Annotated in this window: 13 protein-coding genes and 1 tRNA gene; 8 read left to right on the top strand and 6 right to left on the bottom strand. The window is 69.2% G+C overall.

Annotated elements, in window-relative coordinates; all coding sequences use genetic code 11:
- The first annotated feature begins 156 nt into the window (after positions 1-156).
- Positions 157-1,791, top strand: coding sequence for a fatty acyl-AMP ligase (locus HQ312_RS08035; protein WP_222627617.1), 1,635 nt, complete (start codon positions 157-159; stop codon positions 1,789-1,791).
- A 10-nt stretch (positions 1,792-1,801) separates the two neighbouring features.
- Here HQ312_RS08035 and pth read toward each other — a convergent pair whose 3' ends face one another.
- The 3 genes from pth to HQ312_RS08020 all read right to left on the bottom strand — a co-directional run bounded on the left by pth (position 1,802) and on the right by HQ312_RS08020 (position 4,598).
- A complete protein-coding gene (pth, locus tag HQ312_RS08030; RefSeq protein ID WP_222638293.1) occupies positions 1,802-2,380 on the bottom strand; it encodes an aminoacyl-tRNA hydrolase in 579 nt (192 codons plus the stop codon).
- Positions 2,381-2,486: 106 nt separating this feature from the next.
- Positions 2,487-3,146: a 50S ribosomal protein L25/general stress protein Ctc gene (locus tag HQ312_RS08025; RefSeq protein WP_222638292.1), complete on the bottom strand. Its 660-nt coding sequence runs from the start codon at positions 3,144-3,146 to the stop codon at positions 2,487-2,489.
- 246 nt (positions 3,147-3,392) lie between these two features.
- Entirely contained in the window at positions 3,393-4,598 is a 1,206-nt protein-coding gene (locus HQ312_RS08020; protein WP_222638291.1) for an aminotransferase class V-fold PLP-dependent enzyme, read from the bottom strand.
- A 152-nt stretch (positions 4,599-4,750) separates the two neighbouring features.
- Between HQ312_RS08020 and egtA the strand changes: the two genes are divergently transcribed.
- Genes egtA through egtD form a run of 4 tightly spaced genes read left to right on the top strand, consistent with a single transcriptional unit; the run spans position 4,751 to position 9,100 of the window.
- Positions 4,751-6,004: an ergothioneine biosynthesis glutamate--cysteine ligase EgtA gene (gene egtA, locus HQ312_RS08015; RefSeq protein ID WP_222638290.1), complete on the top strand. Its 1,254-nt coding sequence runs from the start codon at positions 4,751-4,753 to the stop codon at positions 6,002-6,004.
- Positions 6,001-7,329 carry an ergothioneine biosynthesis protein EgtB gene (egtB, locus tag HQ312_RS08010; protein ID WP_222627609.1) on the top strand — a complete coding sequence of 443 codons (1,329 nt, stop codon included), beginning with the start codon at positions 6,001-6,003 and terminating at the stop codon, positions 7,327-7,329. The genes egtA and egtB overlap by 4 nt, the downstream gene beginning before the upstream one ends.
- A gap of 3 nt (positions 7,330-7,332) precedes the next feature.
- Positions 7,333-8,064, top strand: a complete 732-nt coding sequence (gene egtC, locus HQ312_RS08005) for an ergothioneine biosynthesis protein EgtC (RefSeq protein ID WP_222638289.1) — start codon at positions 7,333-7,335, stop codon at positions 8,062-8,064.
- 49 nt (positions 8,065-8,113) lie between these two features.
- Complete coding sequence (egtD, locus tag HQ312_RS08000) at positions 8,114-9,100, top strand: L-histidine N(alpha)-methyltransferase (protein WP_222638288.1); 987 nt, start codon at positions 8,114-8,116, stop codon at positions 9,098-9,100.
- Positions 9,101-9,166: 66 nt separating this feature from the next.
- On the opposite strand, the gene HQ312_RS07995 is transcribed toward egtD, so the two are convergent.
- From HQ312_RS07995 to HQ312_RS07985, 3 genes are all read right to left on the bottom strand, one after another.
- Positions 9,167-10,150, bottom strand: coding sequence for a ribose-phosphate diphosphokinase (locus HQ312_RS07995; RefSeq protein ID WP_027504070.1), 984 nt, complete (start codon positions 10,148-10,150; stop codon positions 9,167-9,169).
- 4 nt (positions 10,151-10,154) lie between these two features.
- Entirely contained in the window at positions 10,155-11,633 is a 1,479-nt protein-coding gene (gene glmU, locus HQ312_RS07990) for a bifunctional UDP-N-acetylglucosamine diphosphorylase/glucosamine-1-phosphate N-acetyltransferase GlmU (RefSeq protein WP_027504069.1), read from the bottom strand.
- Positions 11,634-11,740: 107 nt separating this feature from the next.
- Positions 11,741-11,811 (bottom strand) — tRNA-Gln (locus tag HQ312_RS07985).
- 206 nt (positions 11,812-12,017) lie between these two features.
- Here HQ312_RS07985 and HQ312_RS07980 point away from each other — a divergent pair.
- The 3 genes from HQ312_RS07980 (at position 12,018) to mfd (ending at position 17,270) form a co-directional block, all read left to right on the top strand.
- Complete coding sequence (locus HQ312_RS07980; RefSeq protein ID WP_027504068.1) at positions 12,018-12,608, top strand: TetR/AcrR family transcriptional regulator; 591 nt, start codon at positions 12,018-12,020, stop codon at positions 12,606-12,608.
- A 162-nt stretch (positions 12,609-12,770) separates the two neighbouring features.
- Positions 12,771-13,415 (top strand): ScbR family autoregulator-binding transcription factor, encoded by a 645-nt coding sequence (locus HQ312_RS07975; protein WP_027504067.1) that lies wholly within the window; start codon positions 12,771-12,773, stop codon positions 13,413-13,415.
- A gap of 165 nt (positions 13,416-13,580) precedes the next feature.
- The gene (gene mfd, locus HQ312_RS07970) at positions 13,581-17,270 is read left to right on the top strand and encodes a transcription-repair coupling factor (protein WP_374198281.1); all 3,690 of its coding nucleotides are present in this window, start codon (positions 13,581-13,583) and stop codon (positions 17,268-17,270) included.
- The last annotated feature ends 5 nt before the right edge of the window (positions 17,271-17,275 follow it).

The following is a 17,275-nucleotide window of genomic DNA, read 5'->3' as shown; positions in this document are numbered from 1 at the left end:
TTCTTCGGTGACCGCAGCTGTGCGGATCACTGGTCGGAACATACCCAGGGTACTCGGCCGACACGCCGAGCCCGTCCGTCCGTAACAGCGGTCACCGTCGTCCGGATGTAACAGTGGTGCGCGCACCCGGCACGCACCACTGACGAGGGAGTGACGTTGAGCAGGTTCACCGAGGAGATGTACGCGACCGCGGCCACGACCGAGCGGGGTCTCGTCACCGGTGAGCCCGACGCACCGTTGCGGCAGACGTGGGGCGACATCCATGCGGTCGCGCGCCGGATGGCCGGCGGGCTCGCCGCGGCAGGGGTCTCCCGCGGGGACGCGATCGGCATCCTGGCCGGTCAGCCGGTGGACATCGCGCCGTCGTGTCAGGCGGCGTGGATGCGCGGCGCGTCCGTGACCATGCTGCATCAGCCGACGCCGCGCACCGATCTCGCCGTGTGGGGTGCCGACACCGAGACCGTCATCCGGATGATCGACGCCGCCGCGGTGGTGCTCGGTGCACCGTTCGACGCCGCGGCGCCCATCCTGGAGGAACGCGGGATCACCGTGCTGACGATCGACGACCTGCGCGGCGGTGAGGACACCGATCCCGTGCCCACCGACGAGTCCGACATCGCGCTGCAGCAGCTCACGTCCGGGTCCACCGGATCTCCCAAGGCCGTGCGCATCACCCACGAGAACTTCTACGTCAACGCCTACGCGATGATCGATCGGATCGAGTACTCGCTCGAGGACGACGTGATGGTCAGCTGGCTCCCGCTGTTCCACGACATGGGGATGGTCGGGTTCCTGTCGGTGCCGATGCAGGTCGGAGCCGAGGTCGTCAGCATCACGCCGATCGACTTCCTGCGCTCTCCGCTGCTGTGGGCCCAGCTGATCGACAAGTACCGCGGCACCGTCACCGCCGCTCCCAATTTCGCGTACTCGTTGCTGGCGCGCAGGCTGAAGCAGGCGTCCGCCGACACGGCCCTCGATCTGTCGTCGTTGCGCTACGCGTGGAACGGTGCCGAGCCGGTGGATCCCGACACGATGCTCGCCCTCGCGGAGGCGGGCGCCCGGTTCGGGCTCGCCCCGACCGCTCTCGCACCCGTCTACGGGATGGCGGAGACCACGCTCGCGGTGTCGATCCCGGTCCGTGATCAGGGCCAGGTGCTCGACGTGGTCGACGCGGACCTGCTCGAGGTGATGGGCCGCGCCGTTCCGTCGACCAAGGGCAACGTCCGTCGTCTCGCGACGCTCGGGCGGATGGTGCCGAATCTCGAGGGGCGCGTCGTCGACGCCGAGGGCCAGGTGCTCCCGAGTCGCGGCGTCGGTGTCATCCACGTGCGGGGGCCGGCGGTGACGCCCGGATACATCACGGTGGAGGGCTCGGTGTCCGCGCAGGACGACGACGGGTGGCTCGACACCGGAGACATCGGGTACTTCACGGAGGAAGGGCTGGTCGTCGTCTGCGGGCGCATCAAGGACGTCATCATCATGGGCGGCCGCAACATCTATCCGACCGACATCGAACGTGCCGTGGGCACCGTCGCGGGCGTCCGGCCGGGCAATGCCGTCGCGATCCGTCTCGACGCGGGGCAGAAGCGGGAGAGCTTCGCGGTCGCGGCGGAGACCAACGAGATCGCCGACCCGGATGCGGTCAAGCGCATCGAGCACGACATCGTGCACGCGGTGTTCTCGGAAGTGGGGGTTCGTCCTCGCACGGTCGCGGTGCTCGGTCCCGGCACCATTCCGAAGACGTCCTCGGGCAAGCTCCGCCGCGCGAACTCGGCGTCGCTCCTCGGCTGAGCTCAGCGCATCAGGGTCGGTGGATGCGGTTCTGCGCGTCCTCGAGGCTGCCCTTCAGGAGCAGCTCCACTGCGTCCGCGGCCTCCTCCAGCACGACCGCCACCTCGTCGCGCTCGGACGCGGCGAACGGCTTGAGCACGTACGACGCCGGATCCATCCGGCCGGGCGGCCGCCCCACCCCGACCCGGACACGGAGGTAGTCCTTGGTGGACAACGACTTCGAGATCGAGCGCAGCCCGTTGTGCCCGCCCTCCCCGCCGCCGACCTTGAGCCGCACCTGACCCAGATCGACGTCGAGTTCGTCGTGCACGACGATGATGTCCGCCGGCGCCACGGAGAAGAACCGGGCCAGGTTGGCGACCGGGCCGCCGGACTCGTTCATGTACGACCGCGGCTTCCCCAGCACGACCGGGCGAGTCCCGAGCCGTGCCTGGAGCACGTCGGAGTTGCTGCGCTTGTGCGACGAGAACGACCCTCGCATCCGCTCCGCCAGGGTGTCGACGACGACGGCGCCGACGTTGTGTCGGGTGCGCTCGTACTGCGGCCCGGGATTGCCCAGGCCGATGACGAGAGCAGTGCGATCGGTCATGTGCGGCAGTCGCTTTCAGCTCGTGGCGTGCGGGGTCGTGCGGAGTGGGGAACGAGAAACGGCGCGCCTCCGGTGAGGGAGGCGCGCCGCGGTGGTGCTCGGTGGATCAGTTCTGGTCTGCTGCTGCGGCCTCGTCGGCGGCGGAGCTGTCCTCGACAGCCTCCTCTTCCTCGGCGGCGACGTTGCTGGCGAGATCGCCCGCGCCCTCGGCCTCGAGTGCAGCCTCGCTGGGCGCCTCGACGACGTTGACGAGGAGGAGCTCGGGATCGGAGATCAGCGTCGCGCCGGACGGCAGCTCGATCGACGAGGCGAGGATCTGGGTGCCGATCTCGGCGTCCTCGACGGAGACCTCGAACTGCTCGGGGATCTGGGTCGCGTCGACCTCGATCTCGATGACGTTGGCATCGGTGGTGACGAGGGCGCCGGGCGCCGCGTCGCCGGTGACGACGACGTTGATCTCGACGGTGACCTTCTCGCCGCGACGGATGACGAGGAGGTCGGCGTGCTCGATGTAGTTACGGATCGGGTGGACCACGACCGACTTGGTGAGGGCGAGGTGCTTCTCGCCATCGACCTGGAGCTCGATGACGGCGTTGGTGCCGTCGGCGCGGAGCACGGCGGCGAACTCGCGGGACGGGAGCGAGAGGTGCTTGGGCTCGGTGGCGTGTCCGTACAGGACGGCGGGGACGAGACCGTCGCGGCGGGTGCGGCGGGCTGCGCCCTTGCCGAACTCGGTGCGGACGGTGGCGTTGAGAACGTTGGCCATGGGACGGGGCTCCTCGGAAGATCTGGTGTGACTGCGGTCTGAAACGGCTGCGGTCCGGTGTGACTGCTGCGGGTACTACTCGCTCGGCGTGGACACGAACGAGGACGGCTGCGAGACCGCGCCTGCGTCGATCACGGTGACGTACGCACTGCGCACTCGTCACCCTCGCCGAGACAACGGCGTGAACACTACCCGAACGCGCCGATCGGCCGCGAATCGCCCCTGCTCGTCACCGTTGGCGGCGGGTCACCGCTCCGACGTCAGAGCCCGGCACTCGTCCACGGCGTGATCGATCTGATCAAGGGTCAGGAAGTAGTGGGGAGATGCCCGGACGACGGAGTCCAGTCCGCGGGCCGTCATGTCGAGCAGAGTCGACGACGCCGGGCTGACGGAGACGGTGATGTCGCGCTCCGCCAGTGCGTCCTTCACCGCGGCGGGCGCGACGCCCTCGACGGTGAAGGTCACGATGCCGGTGTGGTGGTCGCCCAGGTCGTGCACCGCGATGCCGTGCACCTCGGCGAGGGCGTTCCGCAGCCGCTCGGCCCGCACACGCACCGCGGCCTCCACCGCGCTCGGCCCGAGTTCGAGCAGGAGATCGACGGCGGCGCCGAGACCGAGCCGGGCCGCGACGTCGTGTTCCCACGTCTCGAACCGGCGCGCGTCGTCGGCGACGGTGTAGGAGTCGGGGCCGGTCCAGGACGCACTGTGCAGATCCAGGGATCGCGGCTCCAGGGTGTCGAGCACCGACGGGGCGACGTGAAGGAAACCGGTGCCGCGCGGTCCTCGCAGCCACTTGCGTCCCGTCGCGGAGAGAGCGTCCACACCGAGCTCCACCACGTCGAGGGCGATCTGGCCCACCGACTGACAGGCGTCCAGCAGCACGAGGGCCCCGTGACGGTGGGCCAGGTCGACGATCTCCCGGACCGGGTTCAGCAGGCCGCCGTTGGTCGGCGCGTGCACGAGCGAGACCAGCGCGACGCGGTCGTCCATCATCCGCTCGAGAGCCTCGAGATCGATGCGTCCGGACGGGTCCACGGGAATGGTGTCGACCACCGCGCCGGTAGCCCGCGCCCGCTGCAGTGCGGCGATCGCGTTGGTGGCGTACTCGACGGTGGAGACCAGGATGCGGTCACCGGGGGAGAGCGGTACCGCGTAGAAGAAGTCGCACCAGGCCCGCGTGGCGCTGTCGGACAGTGCCACGGTGCCGGTCGGGGCTCCGATCAGCATCTCCACGGACGTGCGCACCGCGGCGAGATCCTCCGAGCGTTCACGCGCTGCGCGGTATCCGCCCACCTCGGCCTCACGGCGCAGGTGCTCGACGACCGTCTCGACGACGCGCTGTGGCGGCAGCGACGACCCGGCGCTGTCGAGGAACACCCCGTGCTCGGCGGCAGGGGTGTCGGCGCGGGCGGCGAGCACGTCGACGGTGTCCGTCTCGGGGGTGGCGTTCACAGTGACGCCGACACTACCGGCGACCGCGCGCGGGAGCGATTAGTCTGTGAAGGGCGGGGGTAGACGTCATCCGGACACGCAGTGTCCGTTCTTCTTCCCGTACGCAGTGCCCGTTCCACTTCACGCTCCACCGTCACCCCGCGGAGGCATCCATGACGGCCGTTTCCGGCACTCTCAGTTCGCGGCCCGCCGCCGAGGCATACCTCGCCCGGGTCTGTTTCAAGGTGGGGCCGCCGACTCTGATCGGCGCAGAACTCGAATGGTTCACCCGGACCCCGTCCGGTGCACGTCCCACTCTCGACTCGCTCGCCGAGGCACTGGGTGCCCACACCCCGCAGTCTCTTCGGCCCGAGTCCCCCGCACTCGCCCTCCGCTCCGGAAGTGTCGTCTCCGTCGAGCCCGGTGGTCAGATCGAATTGTCGTCCTCGCCCGCCACGTCCCTCGCCTCCGTCGTCGAGGCGTTGCGCGACGACGAGCAGACGTTGACCCGCCTGCTCGACTCGCACGGGATCTCCCTCGCCGGAGGCGGCGCGGACACGCTGCGACCTCCCGACCGGCTGCTCACGCTGCCGCGCTACTGCGCGATGGAGCAGCGCTTCGAGCAGTACGGCCCGTACGGCAAGCTCATGATGTGCAACACGGCCGCGGTCCAGGTCAGTGTGGACGCCGGCGGCGACGACGAGCAGATCCGACGGCGCTGGGCCACAGTGCATGCCGTGGGTCCGGCGTTACTGGCGGCGTTCGCGACCACGCCCGCTCTGTACGGCGTTCCCGACGGTCGGTGGGCCTCGCAGCGCATGCGCACCTGGTTCGAACTGGACCGCACCCGCACGCGTGTTCCGCTCGGGGTCGATCCCGTCCGCGACTACGCACGCTGGGTCATGGACGTCCCGCTCCTGTGTGTGCGACGCGACGGGCGCCTCGCCGCGCCGCCGCGCGAGGCCACGTTCGCCCAGTGGCTCGAGGGTGACCTGGACGACGACATGGGTCGGCGCCCCACGACGGCCGACCTGGACTACCACCTGACGACGGTGTTTCCCCTCGTGCGTGCGAGCGGCCACCTCGAGATCCGGTACCTCGACGGCCAACCCGACGGGGCGTGGGAGGTGCCGATGTACGCGGTGGACGCCCTGCTGTCCTCCGACTCGGTGGCCGATCAGGCGCTGGACCTGGCGGAACCCACCCTGAACAGGTGGGAGGACGCGGCGCGGGACGGACTTGCCGACCAGGCGCTGCGGCGAGCTGCGGTGGAGCTGCTGACACTCGCGGCCGACTCCAGCCACGGCGAGGCGCGTGAAGCCCTGGGCCGCGCGGCGACGCGCTGCTCCGCCGCCCAGCCGCCGACGGCACCAGGGACAGCGGCGACACCACCACGAGGCGATGCTCGGAAGGAGTTCTCACGATGACGGCGAACACGACGGTCGACGCGGTGGCGCTGCGCGGCCGGCTCGAATCGATGCTGGTGCGTAGCCGCGCCCGGACCCTGGCGCTCACCCGGTGCCTCGACGAGGACGGGCTGCGCGAGCAGGTGTCGCCGTTGATGAGCCCACTGGTCTGGGATCTCGCCCACATCGGCAACCAGGAAGAGCTGTGGCTGGTCCGCGACGTGGGCGGCCGCGACGCGGTGCACCCGGAGATCGACGACCTCTACGACGCGTTCCGCCACGCACGGTCCGTCCGGCCGGGGCTGGATCTGCTGTCGCCCGACGAGGCGCGTGCCTACGTCGACACCGTGCGCGCCCTGTCACTGGATGCGTTGCAGCGCTGCACCTTCGACGAGAGTCGGCTGGTGGAGAACGGCTTCGTCTTCGCGATGGTCGCGCAGCACGAACAGCAGCACGACGAGACGATGCTGGCGACACATCAGCTGCGCACCGGCGACGCCGTGCTGGACGCACCCGACGCTCCCCGCGCCCAGCTGCCGCCCGCCCACGACGTCGAGGTCATCGTCCCCGGTGGCGCGTTCGAGATGGGCACCGGCGACGATCCGTGGGCCCTCGACAACGAGCGGCCCGCGCACACCGTCGAGGTGCCCACCTTCGCGATCGACGCGGCTCCGGTGACCAACGGCGAGTACCTCCAGTTCATCGCCGACGGTGGCTACGACCGCGAGGAGCTGTGGACCGAACGCGGCTGGGCACACCGCACCGAGGCCGGTCTCACCGCGCCGCAGTTCTGGTCGCAGGACGACGACGGTGTGTGGTGGCGTCGAGTCTTCGGACGTGCGAAGCAGATTCGAGCAGCGCAGCCCGTAGTTCACGTCAGCTGGTTCGAAGCCGACGCCTACGCCCGCTGGGCCGGCAAGCGCCTGCCGACCGAGGCGGAATGGGAGAAGGCGGCACGCTTCGACCCCGCGTCCGGGCTCTCCCGGCGCAACCCCTGGGGCGACGACGACGCCGACGACCGGCACGCGAATCTCGGTCAACGCCACCTCGAACCCGCCGACGTCGGCGCGTATCCCGAGGGAGCCTCGCCGCTCGGCGTCGAACAGCTGATGGGCGACGTCTGGGAGTGGACGTCGTCCGACTTCGAGCCGTACCCCGGGTTCGAGATGTTCCCCTACCCGGAGTACTCCGAGGTGTTCTTCGGCGGCGACTACAAGGTGTTGCGTGGCGGTTCGTTCGGCACCGACCAGACCGCGGTCCGCGCGACGTTCCGCAACTGGGACCACCCGATCCGGCGCCAGATCTTCGCCGGCTTCCGGTGCGCCCGCGACGTGGGACACCGGTAGCGGATGTGCCGACACGTCGGCTATCTCGGACCCGCGCGCACCGTCGGAGACGTGCTCACCGCGGGCTCGACATCGCTGCTCACCCAGTCGTACGCACCCCGCGAGATGCGCGGCGGCGGCACGATCAACGCGGACGGCTTCGGTGCGGCCTGGTGGTCGAACGGCACCGCGTCGTCGTATCGGAGTGCGATGCCGATGTGGGGTGACCCGGCCGTCACCGACACGCTCACCCACATCCGCTCGGTGGCGGTGATGGGGGCCGTGCGGTCCGCCACCGTCGGCATGCCCGTCGAGCGGTCGGCGTGCGCGCCCTTCGTCGAGGGTCGATGGGCGTTCAGCCACAACGGTGTCGTGCGCGGATGGCCGCAGTCGGTCTCCGCGCTCGCCGAGAAGGTGCCCGTCGAGTCGCTGCTGCGGTTGGCGGCACCCACGGATTCCGCTGTGCTGTGGGCGATTCTGCAGCAGCGGCTACTGGACCGCGATCCGGCGGACGCACTCGCCGGTCTGTTGGCGGACGTCGACGCCGCCGCCCCGGACTCGCGCGTCAACCTGCTGCTCGGCGATGGCGAGTCGCTCTGGGCGACGACGCTCCACCACTCGCTCTCCGTCCGGTACGACGAGGACAGCGTCGTCCTCGCGTCCGAACCGCTCGACGATCTGCCCGGATGGCAGCAGGTGCCCGATCGGTGCCTCGTTTCCGCCCGACCGGGATCCGTGGACATCACCACCTTCTGACCGCTCCACCCCTGCACCTTCCATGCTCGTCAGCACCGAGGAGTTCGTCATGACAGCGCCGTCACTGGACATCCACATCACCGAGGGTGATCTACAGCAATCGCTACGGGAAGATGCCCGCCGCGGGCTCACCGCGACGCCGAAATGGTTGCCGCCGAAGTACTTCTACGATGCCGTGGGCAGCGAACTGTTCGAGCGCATCACCGAGTTGGACGAGTACTACCCGACGCGCACCGAGCGCGCCCTGCTGACCGAACGGGCCGCGGAGATCGCTCGCGTGACGGGAGTGGAGGTGCTGGTCGAGTTGGGCTCCGGATCGTCGGACAAGACCCGGGTGCTGCTGTCCGCGGGTCTGGAACACGGCACCCTGCGTCGGTACGTCCCGCAGGACGTGTCGCCGTCGGCGTTGACCGGTGCGATGGAGGAGTTGTCGCGCCAGTACCCGGATCTCGAGATCCACGGTGTGGTGAGCGATTTCACGAGCACCGGCGGCCCGGACAGTGGTCTGTTCTGGGTCCCCACCGGCGGGCGCAGGACGTTGGCGTTCCTGGGCGGCACGCTGGGGAACCTCGTGCCGCAGGAGCGCGCCGAGTTCCTCTCCGCCATCTCGAACACCCTCGACACGGGGGAGTTCCTGTTGCTCGGGGTCGGGCTGGTCATCGACCCCGCGGTTCTGGTGCCCGCGTACGACGACGCGCAGGGAGTGACGGCGCAGTTCGACCTGAACGTGCTCTCCGTGTTGAACGGGCAGCTGAACGCCGACTTCGACGTGGACGACTTCGAGCACGTCGCCGTGTGGGACGAGCGCAACGAGTGGATCGAGATGCGGCTGCGCGCACGTCGCGACCACACGGTGCGCGTCGCGGACCTCGACCTGGACGTGCAGTTCGCGGCGGGCGAGGAGATGCGGACCGAGATCTCCGCCAAGTTCCGGCGCGAGTCGATCACCGGCGAACTGGCCGCGGCGGGGCTGACGGTCGACGAGTTCTGGACCGATTCCGACGAGCGCTTCGCCCTGGTGCTGGCCCGGAAGTAGGGCGCCCGACGACGACACTCCCCGCGGACGAGGTCCGCGGGGAGTGTCGGTCGGTGACGTCGTTTCTCAGGCGTTACCGTTGAACAGGCTGGTGACGGACCCGTTCTCGAAGACCTCACGGATGGTCTTGCCGAGCAGGGGTGCGATGGAGAGCACGGTCAGCGACGGGAACAGCTTGTCGTCACTGATGGGCAGCGTGTTGGTCACGACGACCTCCTTGGCGCCGCACGACGCGAGGCGCTCGGCGGCCGGGTGGCTCAGCACGCCGTGCGTGGCGGCGATGACGACGTCGCCCGCGCCGGCTTCCTCGAGCACCTTCACCGCGCCGGCGATGGTGCCACCGGTGTCGATCATGTCGTCGATCAGGATGCAGGTGCGTCCTTCGACGTCACCGACGACTCGGTTCGACTTGACCTGGTTGGGCACCAACGGATCTCGTGTCTTGTGAATGAACGCCAGCGGCGCCCCACCGAGCGAGTCGGCCCACTTCTCCGCGACGCGCACACGGCCGGAGTCGGGGGAGACCACGGTGATGTGCTCGAGGTTGTAGCCCTCACGGATGTGGTCGGCGAGCTGGCTGTGCGCGTGCATGTGGTCGACCGGGCCGTCGAAGAAGCCCTGGATCTGGTCGGTGTGGAGATCGACCGTGATGATGCGGTCGGCACCGGCCGTCTTGAGCAGATCGGCGACCAGGCGTGCGGAGATCGGCTCGCGGCCGCGGTGCTTCTTGTCCTGGCGGGCGTAGGGGTAGAACGGCAGGATCGCGGTGATGCGCTTCGCGGATCCGCGCTTGAGCGCGTCGATCATGATGAGCTGTTCCATGAGCCACGTGTTCAACGGGAACGGGTGGCTCTGGAGCACGAAGGCGTCGGAGCCGCGGACGGACTCCTCGAAGCGGACGAAGATCTCGCCGTTCGCGAAGTCGCGGGCGGTCTGCGGGGTGACCTCGATCCCGAGTTCCTTCGCCACCTGCTCGGCGAGCTCGGGATGAGCGCGACCGGAGAAGAGCATCAAGTTCTTCTGGTTGTCGATCCAGTTGGCTGTGGTCACTGCTCTACTCGCCGTCCTTCGGTTCGTGCACGTGTGATTCCTCGGTCGAACGGGCGCGTTCGGCGGCCTCTGCCGCCGGCGTTCCCGGACGCTTCTTCTGCACCCAGCCCTCGATGATCCGTTGCGGACCACCGGAGACGGCGAGCGCTCCCGCCGGTACATCATGGCGTAGGACGGTTCCGGCGCCCGTGTAGGCCCCGTCGCCCACGCGCACCGGCGCGATGAACATGGTGTCGGAACCGGTGCGCACGTGCGAACCGATCTCGGTCCGGCTCTTGCCGACGCCGTCGTAGTTGACGAAGACGCTGGACGCACCGATGTTGGAGTGCTCGCCGATGCTGGCGTCGCCGACGTAGGTCAGGTGCGGCACCTTGGAGTGCGCTCCGATGGTCGCGTTCTTGGTCTCCACGAAGGCGCCGAGCTTGCCGTGGTCGCCGAGGTCGCTGTTCGGCCGCAGGTAGGTGAAGGGCCCGACCGTCGCTCCGGCACCGATCACCGAGTCGGATCCGTGCGAGCGGACCACCGTCGCGCCCTCGCCGACCGACACGTCGGTGAGTGTCGTGTCGGGCCCGATGATCGCGTCCTCACCGATGACGGTGCGTCCGTGCAACTGCGTGCCGGGGTGCAGCACGGCGTCGCGTCCGACGGCGACCTCGATGTCCACCCACGTCGACGACGGGTCGATCACGGTCACGCCGGCGCGCATGTGGCGGGCGAGGATGTGCTCGTTGAGGATGCGGGTGACCTCGGACAGCTGCACTCGGTCGTTCACGCCGCGCACCAGCGACGGGTCGGTGAGCTGGGTGCTGAACACCGGCAGGCCGCGTCGGCGCGAGATCTTCAGGACGTCGGTCAGGTACAACTCGTGCTGCGCGTTGTCGGTGCCGAGCGAGTCGAGAGCCACCCGCAGCGACTGCGCGTCGAAGGCGTAGACACCAGAGTTGACCTCGGTGATGGTCAGCTGATCGGGAGTCGCGTCGGCGTGCTCGACGATCTCCTGGACCTGGCCGGACCCGTCGCGGACTATGCGGCCGTAGCCGTTCGCGTCGTCGGGGACGAAGGTGAGCACCGACACCGCGACGGGCTCCGCGGAGGAGTGGTGATCGTGCAGCAGCGCCTGCAGAGTGTGGGCGTCGAGCAGTGGCACGTCCCCCGCGGTGACCACCACGGTGCCGTCGAAGTCGGCGGGCAGCGACGCGAGGCCGCACTGCACCGCGTGACCGGTGCCGTGCTGTTCGGCCTGCACCGCGATGTCGATGGTGCGACCCAACGTCTCGGCCAGATCGGCGACGGCGGCCGAGACCTTCTCGCGGTCGTGCCCCACGACGGTGACGAGGTGATCGGGGTCCACCCCGTCGGCCGCGTGCAGAGCGTGCGCGAGCATGGACCGACCGGCCAGTTCGTGCAGAACCTTCGGAGTCTTCGATCGCATTCGGGTTCCCGCCCCCGCGGCGAGCACGACTACAGCGACCTTCGACGTCATGAATCTCCTCGACCGACTTCGGATGTGCCCCGGGCGGGGGACCCGCCACACTCGTCGCCACGGCTCCGCCGCCCTACGACAGCAGCTCCGCCGCTGTGGCGTCACGGCTCCGCCGCCAGGATTCGAACCTGAACTATCTGAACCAAAATCAGAGGTGCTGCCATTACACCACGGCGGATCACAGCCTCGGCTGGCGTGCGCCGAGCGCGTCGATCCTCGCACGAGTGCACCCGCTCCGTAAAACGCTCCGCAGGCCTCACTCGCCGCGCAGTGCTCGCGTGTCACAGTGATTCCATGACCTCGACGCCCGACGCGCCCCGCGAGCCCGATCAGCCGCGTGCACCCGGTGACGCCGCCCTACCGGAACGTGCGCCCCGCGTCCGGATGACGGGGACCGCGCGCCGGGCCCAGTTGATCGAGATCGGCCGCACGCTGTTCGCCGAGCGTGGCTACGAGGCCACGTCCATCGAGGAGATCGCGCAACGCGCGCAGGTGAGCAAGCCGGTCGTGTACGAGCACTTCGGCGGCAAGGAGGGTCTCTATGCCGTGGTGGTGGACCGCGAGATGTCCACGCTGCTGTCCATGATCACGTCGTCGCTGACAGAGAACCGGTCCCGGATCCGGGTCGAACGGGTGGCGCTGGCCCTGCTGACGTACGTCGAGGAGCGCAGCGACGGGTTCCGCATCCTCGTGCGCGACTCCCCGGTCGCCGCGGCCGAGGGAACGTACTCGAGCCTGCTGAACGACGCCGTCGGCCAGGTGGGGCACATCCTGGCGGGCGACTTCTCCCGCCGCGACATCGACCCGGCCAATGCCCAGCTGTACGCCCAGGCATTGGTCGGAATGGTGTCGATGACGGCGCAATGGTGGCTGGACGAACGGTCTCCCTCGAAAGAGGTGGTGGCCGCGCACATCGTGAACCTGTGCTGGAACGGGCTCACGAATCTGGAGCCCGATCCCCGGTTGGGGAGCTGAAAGCGCGAGTGTCACCGGAGGTGGTCACGGTGGACCACCTCGTCGGTCGTGACGACACGACGCTCGGACTCCGGGACGAGTGCTCGTGCTGTGTAGTGGTCCAGTGGTACCGTTCTCGCGTTGTTCACGGATTGAATGCCCCAAACTTTCGAGGCGGATCGCATGGTCAGACAGGCACGCGCCGAGATCACCAGAGACACGGTGCTCGCGGGGGCCGCCCATGTCTTTCTACGGCTCGGGTACGCCAATGCCAGCCTCAGCGAGATCATTTCGCAGTCGCAGGTCACCAAGGGAGCTCTCTACTTCCACTTCGGGTCGAAGGAGGAGCTGGCTCGCGCCGTCATCGACGAGGGCGTGCGGCGGCTCACCACGGCGTGCCGCGCCCTGGACGACGGCCGGATCCCCGCTCTCGAGGCCGAGATCGGTGTCTCGTACATCACGGTCGATCTGGCGATCACGGATCCGATGGTCGCCGCGATGTTCCGGCTCAAGCATCAGATCGGCGACTACCGCGGTACCGGTGAGAACGTCATGGAGGGCTGGGCCGAGTACCACACCGGCCTGGCGCGTCGGGCGATCGACGAGGGCGACCTCGAGGCCGACCTCGACCCCGTGACCACCGGAATGCTGTTCCTGGAGGTCATCGTCGGCGCCCACATGGTTGCGGTGGCCACCGACAGCACCAAGGAGTTGTCGGCGCGCATGGAGCGGCTGTGGCACTACCTGCTCCCGTCGCTGGTCCCCGGTCGCAAGCTCGACTACTTCCGTGAGTTCGCCGCCCGCCGGGTCCTGCGCTACGGCGCCTGACGACGAGCGGCCGCGTCGCGGTCGCCTCGGTCGGCCCACGGTCGTTTCTGTCGGCGACTGCTCCTAGAATCGATACCGAGTCGTCACCGACCGATCGATCTCCGTGAGGGGTGTCGAGCGTTGCGGGTGCACGATCGTGTCGTCTTTCCGTCAGGAGTTCTGCTGGTGTCCTCGCCGTCCGTCCATGTTTCCCCCGCGCAGACCCCGGACGACGGTGCGGGCCGGATGTCGGGCCTGCTGGAATTCGCACTGCGTGACGCGTCGCTGGCGCAGATCGTCGATCTGGCCGGCCGCCGCGAGGCCACCCTGGTGGCACCCACTCCGGCACGGGCGTTCATCGCTGCGGCCATGTCCCGCACCACACCGGTCCTGCTCGTCACCGCGACGGGCCGCGAGGCCGACGATCTGACGGCCGAGCTCACGGAGATGGTGGGCGGCGCCGTGGCGCAGTTCCCGTCCTGGGAGACGCTGCCGCACGAGCGTCTGTCTCCCGGAGCGGACACCGTCGGTCGTCGTATCGAGGTGCTGCGGCGCCTCGCCCGGCCGGAGGACGCCGACTACGGCGTCCCGCTGAAGATCATCGTCACCACGGTGCGCTCGGTGCTCCAGCCGATGGCGCGTGGACTGGGCGAGATCGAGCCCGTCGGCCTGCGCGTGGGGGCGGAGTTCGACTTCGAGGAGTTGCAGAAGCGACTGGTCGAACTGGCCTACACGCGTGTCGACATGGTCGGCAAACGCGGTGAGTTCGCGGTGCGCGGCGGCATCCTCGACCTGTTCTCGCCGACGGCGGATCACCCCGTCCGTGTCGAGTTCTGGGGTGACGAGGTCACCGACCTGCGCGCCTTCTCGGTCGCGGACCAGCGCTCCATCCCCGACGTGGAGGTCGACACGGTCATCGCGCCGCCGTGCCGGGAGATGATTCTCGACGAGGCCGTACGGGAGCGTGCGGCGCGTCTCGCCGCCGACAACACCGGCGACCCGATCCTGGTGGAGATGCTCGAGAAGATCTCCGCCGGCGTTCCGGTCGAGGGCATGGAGGCGTTGCTGCCGGTGCTGAAGGCCGGCGGCCTCGAACTGCTGACCGACGCGCTGCCCGACGGCGCGCACGTGCTGGTCTGCGATCCGGAGAAGGTGCGTACGCGCGCGACGGATCTGGTGCGGACCGGCAAGGAGTTCCTCGAGGCGTCGTGGACGGCCGCGAGCATCGGTGCGGCCGCACCGCTCGACACCGCAGCGCTGGACACCAGCAGCGTGACGGACGAGAGCGCCGTCCTCGACCTCGATCTCAGCGCGTCCGCGTACCGGTCGCTGCGGCAGGTCCGAGAGTCTGCGGAGGCGGCCGGTCGGCCGTGGTGGACCGTGGGCCCGCTCGCCTCGGGCAGTGACGAGGAGATCGTGCTCGACGTCGACGCGGCGCCGGACGTGCGCGGCTCCGAGGAGGCACTCGCGACGCTCTTCCAGATGTTCACGGCGCACCTCGCGTCCGGCGGCCGCGTGGCCGTCGTCGTCGCGGGCGCGGGAACGGCGCAGCGCACGGTCGAACGCCTGCGGGAGGCCGGTGTGCCGGCGCTCCCTCTCGATGCCGGTTCCGAGCCCGGCCCCGACGTCGTCGGCGTGATGTGCGGGTCGTTGCACTCGGGTCTCGTCCTGCGTGATGCCGGCCTGGTGGTGGTGACGGAGGCCGATCTCACCGGCAACCGGGTCGCGGCGGCCGGCGACGGCAAACGGTTGCCCGCGAAGCGTCGCAATCAGGTCGATCCGCTCGCGTTGACGGCCGGCGACATGGTGGTCCACGACCAGCACGGCATCGGCCGCTTCGTCGAGATGGTCGAGCGGACCATCGGCGGGGCACGCCGTGAGTACCTCGTCGTCGAGTACGCGCCCAGCAAGCGTGGCCACCCGGGCGACCGCCTCTTCGTTCCCATGGAGTCGCTCGACCAGTTGTCCCGCTACGTCGGCGGGGAGATGCCGAGCCTGAGCAAGCTGGGCGGATCCGACTGGACCAACACCAAGCGCAAGGCCCGCAAGGCCGTCCGCGAGATCGCAGGGGAGCTCGTCCAGCTCTACGCGGCGCGGCAGGCGGCGCCCGGTCACGCGTACGGGCCGGACACCCCGTGGCAGAAGGAGATGGAGGACGCCTTCGCGTTCACCGAGACCGTCGACCAGATGACCGTCATCGACGAGGTCAAGGCGGACATGGAGAAGCCCGTCCCGATGGACCGAGTGGTCATCGGCGACGTCGGTTACGGCAAGACCGAGGTCGGCGTCCGGGCGGCGTTCAAGGCCGTCCAGGACGGCAAGCAGGTGGCGGTGCTCGTTCCCACCACCCTGCTGGCCCAGCAGCATCTGCAGACCTTCACCGAGCGGATGGCCAACTTCCCGGTGACGGTCAAGGGGCTGTCCCGGTTCTCCGACGCCGCCGAGTCGCGGGAGACGTTCGCCGGCCTCGCGGACGGCACGGTGGACATCGTCGTGGGCACGCACCGATTGCTGCAGACCGGTGTGCAGTGGAAGGACCTCGGGCTGGTCATCGTCGACGAGGAGCAGCGCTTCGGCGTCGAGCACAAGGAGCACATCAAGGCGCTGCGCACGCACGTCGACGTCCTGACGATGTCGGCGACACCGATTCCGCGCACGCTCGAGATGAGCATGGCGGGCATCCGCGAGATGTCGACCATCCTGACGCCGCCCGAGGAGCGTCACCCCGTCCTGACCTACGTCGGTGCCTATCAGGAGAAGCAGGTGGCGGCGGCGATCCGCCGTGAGCTGCTCCGTGACGGCCAGGTCTTCTACGTTCACAACCGCGTGAGCAGCATCGACAAGGCCGCCGCGAACATCCGACGGCTGGTGCCGGAAGCGCGCGTCGTGGTCGCACACGGTCAGATGAACGAGGACGCGCTCGAGAAGACGGTGCAGGGGTTCTGGGAGCGTGAGTTCGACATCCTGGTCTGCACCACCATCATCGAGACGGGCCTCGACATCTCCAATGCGAACACGCTGATCGTCGAGCGAGCCGATTCGTTGGGTCTGTCCCAGCTCCACCAGTTGCGGGGGCGTGTGGGTCGCAGCCGGGACCGTGGCTACGCGTACTTCCTCTACCCGCCGGAGAAGCCGCTCACCGAGACGGCGTACGACCGGTTGGCCACCATCTCGCAGAACTCCGACCTCGGTGCCGGTATGGCCGTGGCGATGAAGGATCTCGAGATTCGCGGCGCGGGCAACGTGCTGGGCGCGGAGCAGTCCGGCCACGTCGCCGGTGTGGGATTCGACCTGTACGTCCGACTGGTCGGCGAGGCGGTGGAGGCCTACCGCGCCGTGGCCGACGGCCGCCCCGTCACCACCGACGAGGCGCCCAAGGAGGTGCGCATCGACCTCCCCGTCGATGCCCACATCCCGCCGGACTACGTCACCAGCGACAGGCTCCGACTCGAGGCGTACCGCAAGCTGGCCGCGGCGCAGAACGACGCCGAGATCGGTGCGGTCATCGACGAGCTGACCGACCGCTACGGGCCGGTGCCGGCCGAGGTCGCCCGGCTCGTGGCCGTGGCCGTCCTGCGCATCCTGTGCCGTTCCTACGGCATCGTGGACGTGCAGATGGCGGGGACCATGGTGAAGTTGGCGCCGATGGACCTACCCGACTCCAAGCAGATACGGTTGAAGCGGCTCTACCCCAGCGCACAGTATCGGGCGACCACCGGCACGGTGCAGATCCCGATTCCGCGTGTGGCAGGTGGTGGAGTCGGTTCGGCCCGTGTCCGCGACGAGGAACTTCTGCAGTTCGTCGCCGACGTGCTGCTCGCGATGGACGGGCAGCCCGCGGGCTCCGTACGAGTCGAGCAACCGATCGGGGTGTGAGCGCG

This window comes from Rhodococcus sp. BP-316 (assembly GCF_019836105.1).
Classification (GTDB): Bacteria; Actinomycetota; Actinomycetes; order Mycobacteriales; family Mycobacteriaceae; genus Rhodococcoides.
The sequence above is the reverse complement of the archived record's forward strand: the minus strand, read 5'-3'. Positions and strand labels throughout refer to the sequence as shown.

Bases quoted from the DNA above. Each gene is read 5' to 3' on its own strand.
- pth (WP_222638293.1), bottom strand. From the start codon at position 2,380: ATGACCGATCGCACTGCTCTCGTCATCGGCCTGGGCAATCCCGGGCCG.
- HQ312_RS08025 (WP_222638292.1), bottom strand. From the start codon at position 3,146: ATGGCCAACGTTCTCAACGCCACCGTCCGCACCGAGTTCGGCAAGGGC.
- egtA (WP_222638290.1), top strand. From the start codon at position 4,751: ATGACGGCCGTTTCCGGCACTCTCAGTTCGCGGCCCGCCGCCGAGGCA.
- egtB (WP_222627609.1), top strand. From the start codon at position 6,001: ATGACGGCGAACACGACGGTCGACGCGGTGGCGCTGCGCGGCCGGCTC.
- egtC (WP_222638289.1), top strand. From the start codon at position 7,333: ATGTGCCGACACGTCGGCTATCTCGGACCCGCGCGCACCGTCGGAGAC.
- egtD (WP_222638288.1), top strand. From the start codon at position 8,114: ATGACAGCGCCGTCACTGGACATCCACATCACCGAGGGTGATCTACAG.
- glmU (WP_027504069.1), bottom strand. From the start codon at position 11,633: ATGACGTCGAAGGTCGCTGTAGTCGTGCTCGCCGCGGGGGCGGGAACC.
- HQ312_RS07980 (WP_027504068.1), top strand. From the start codon at position 12,018: ATGACGGGGACCGCGCGCCGGGCCCAGTTGATCGAGATCGGCCGCACG.
- HQ312_RS07975 (WP_027504067.1), top strand. From the start codon at position 12,771: ATGGTCAGACAGGCACGCGCCGAGATCACCAGAGACACGGTGCTCGCG.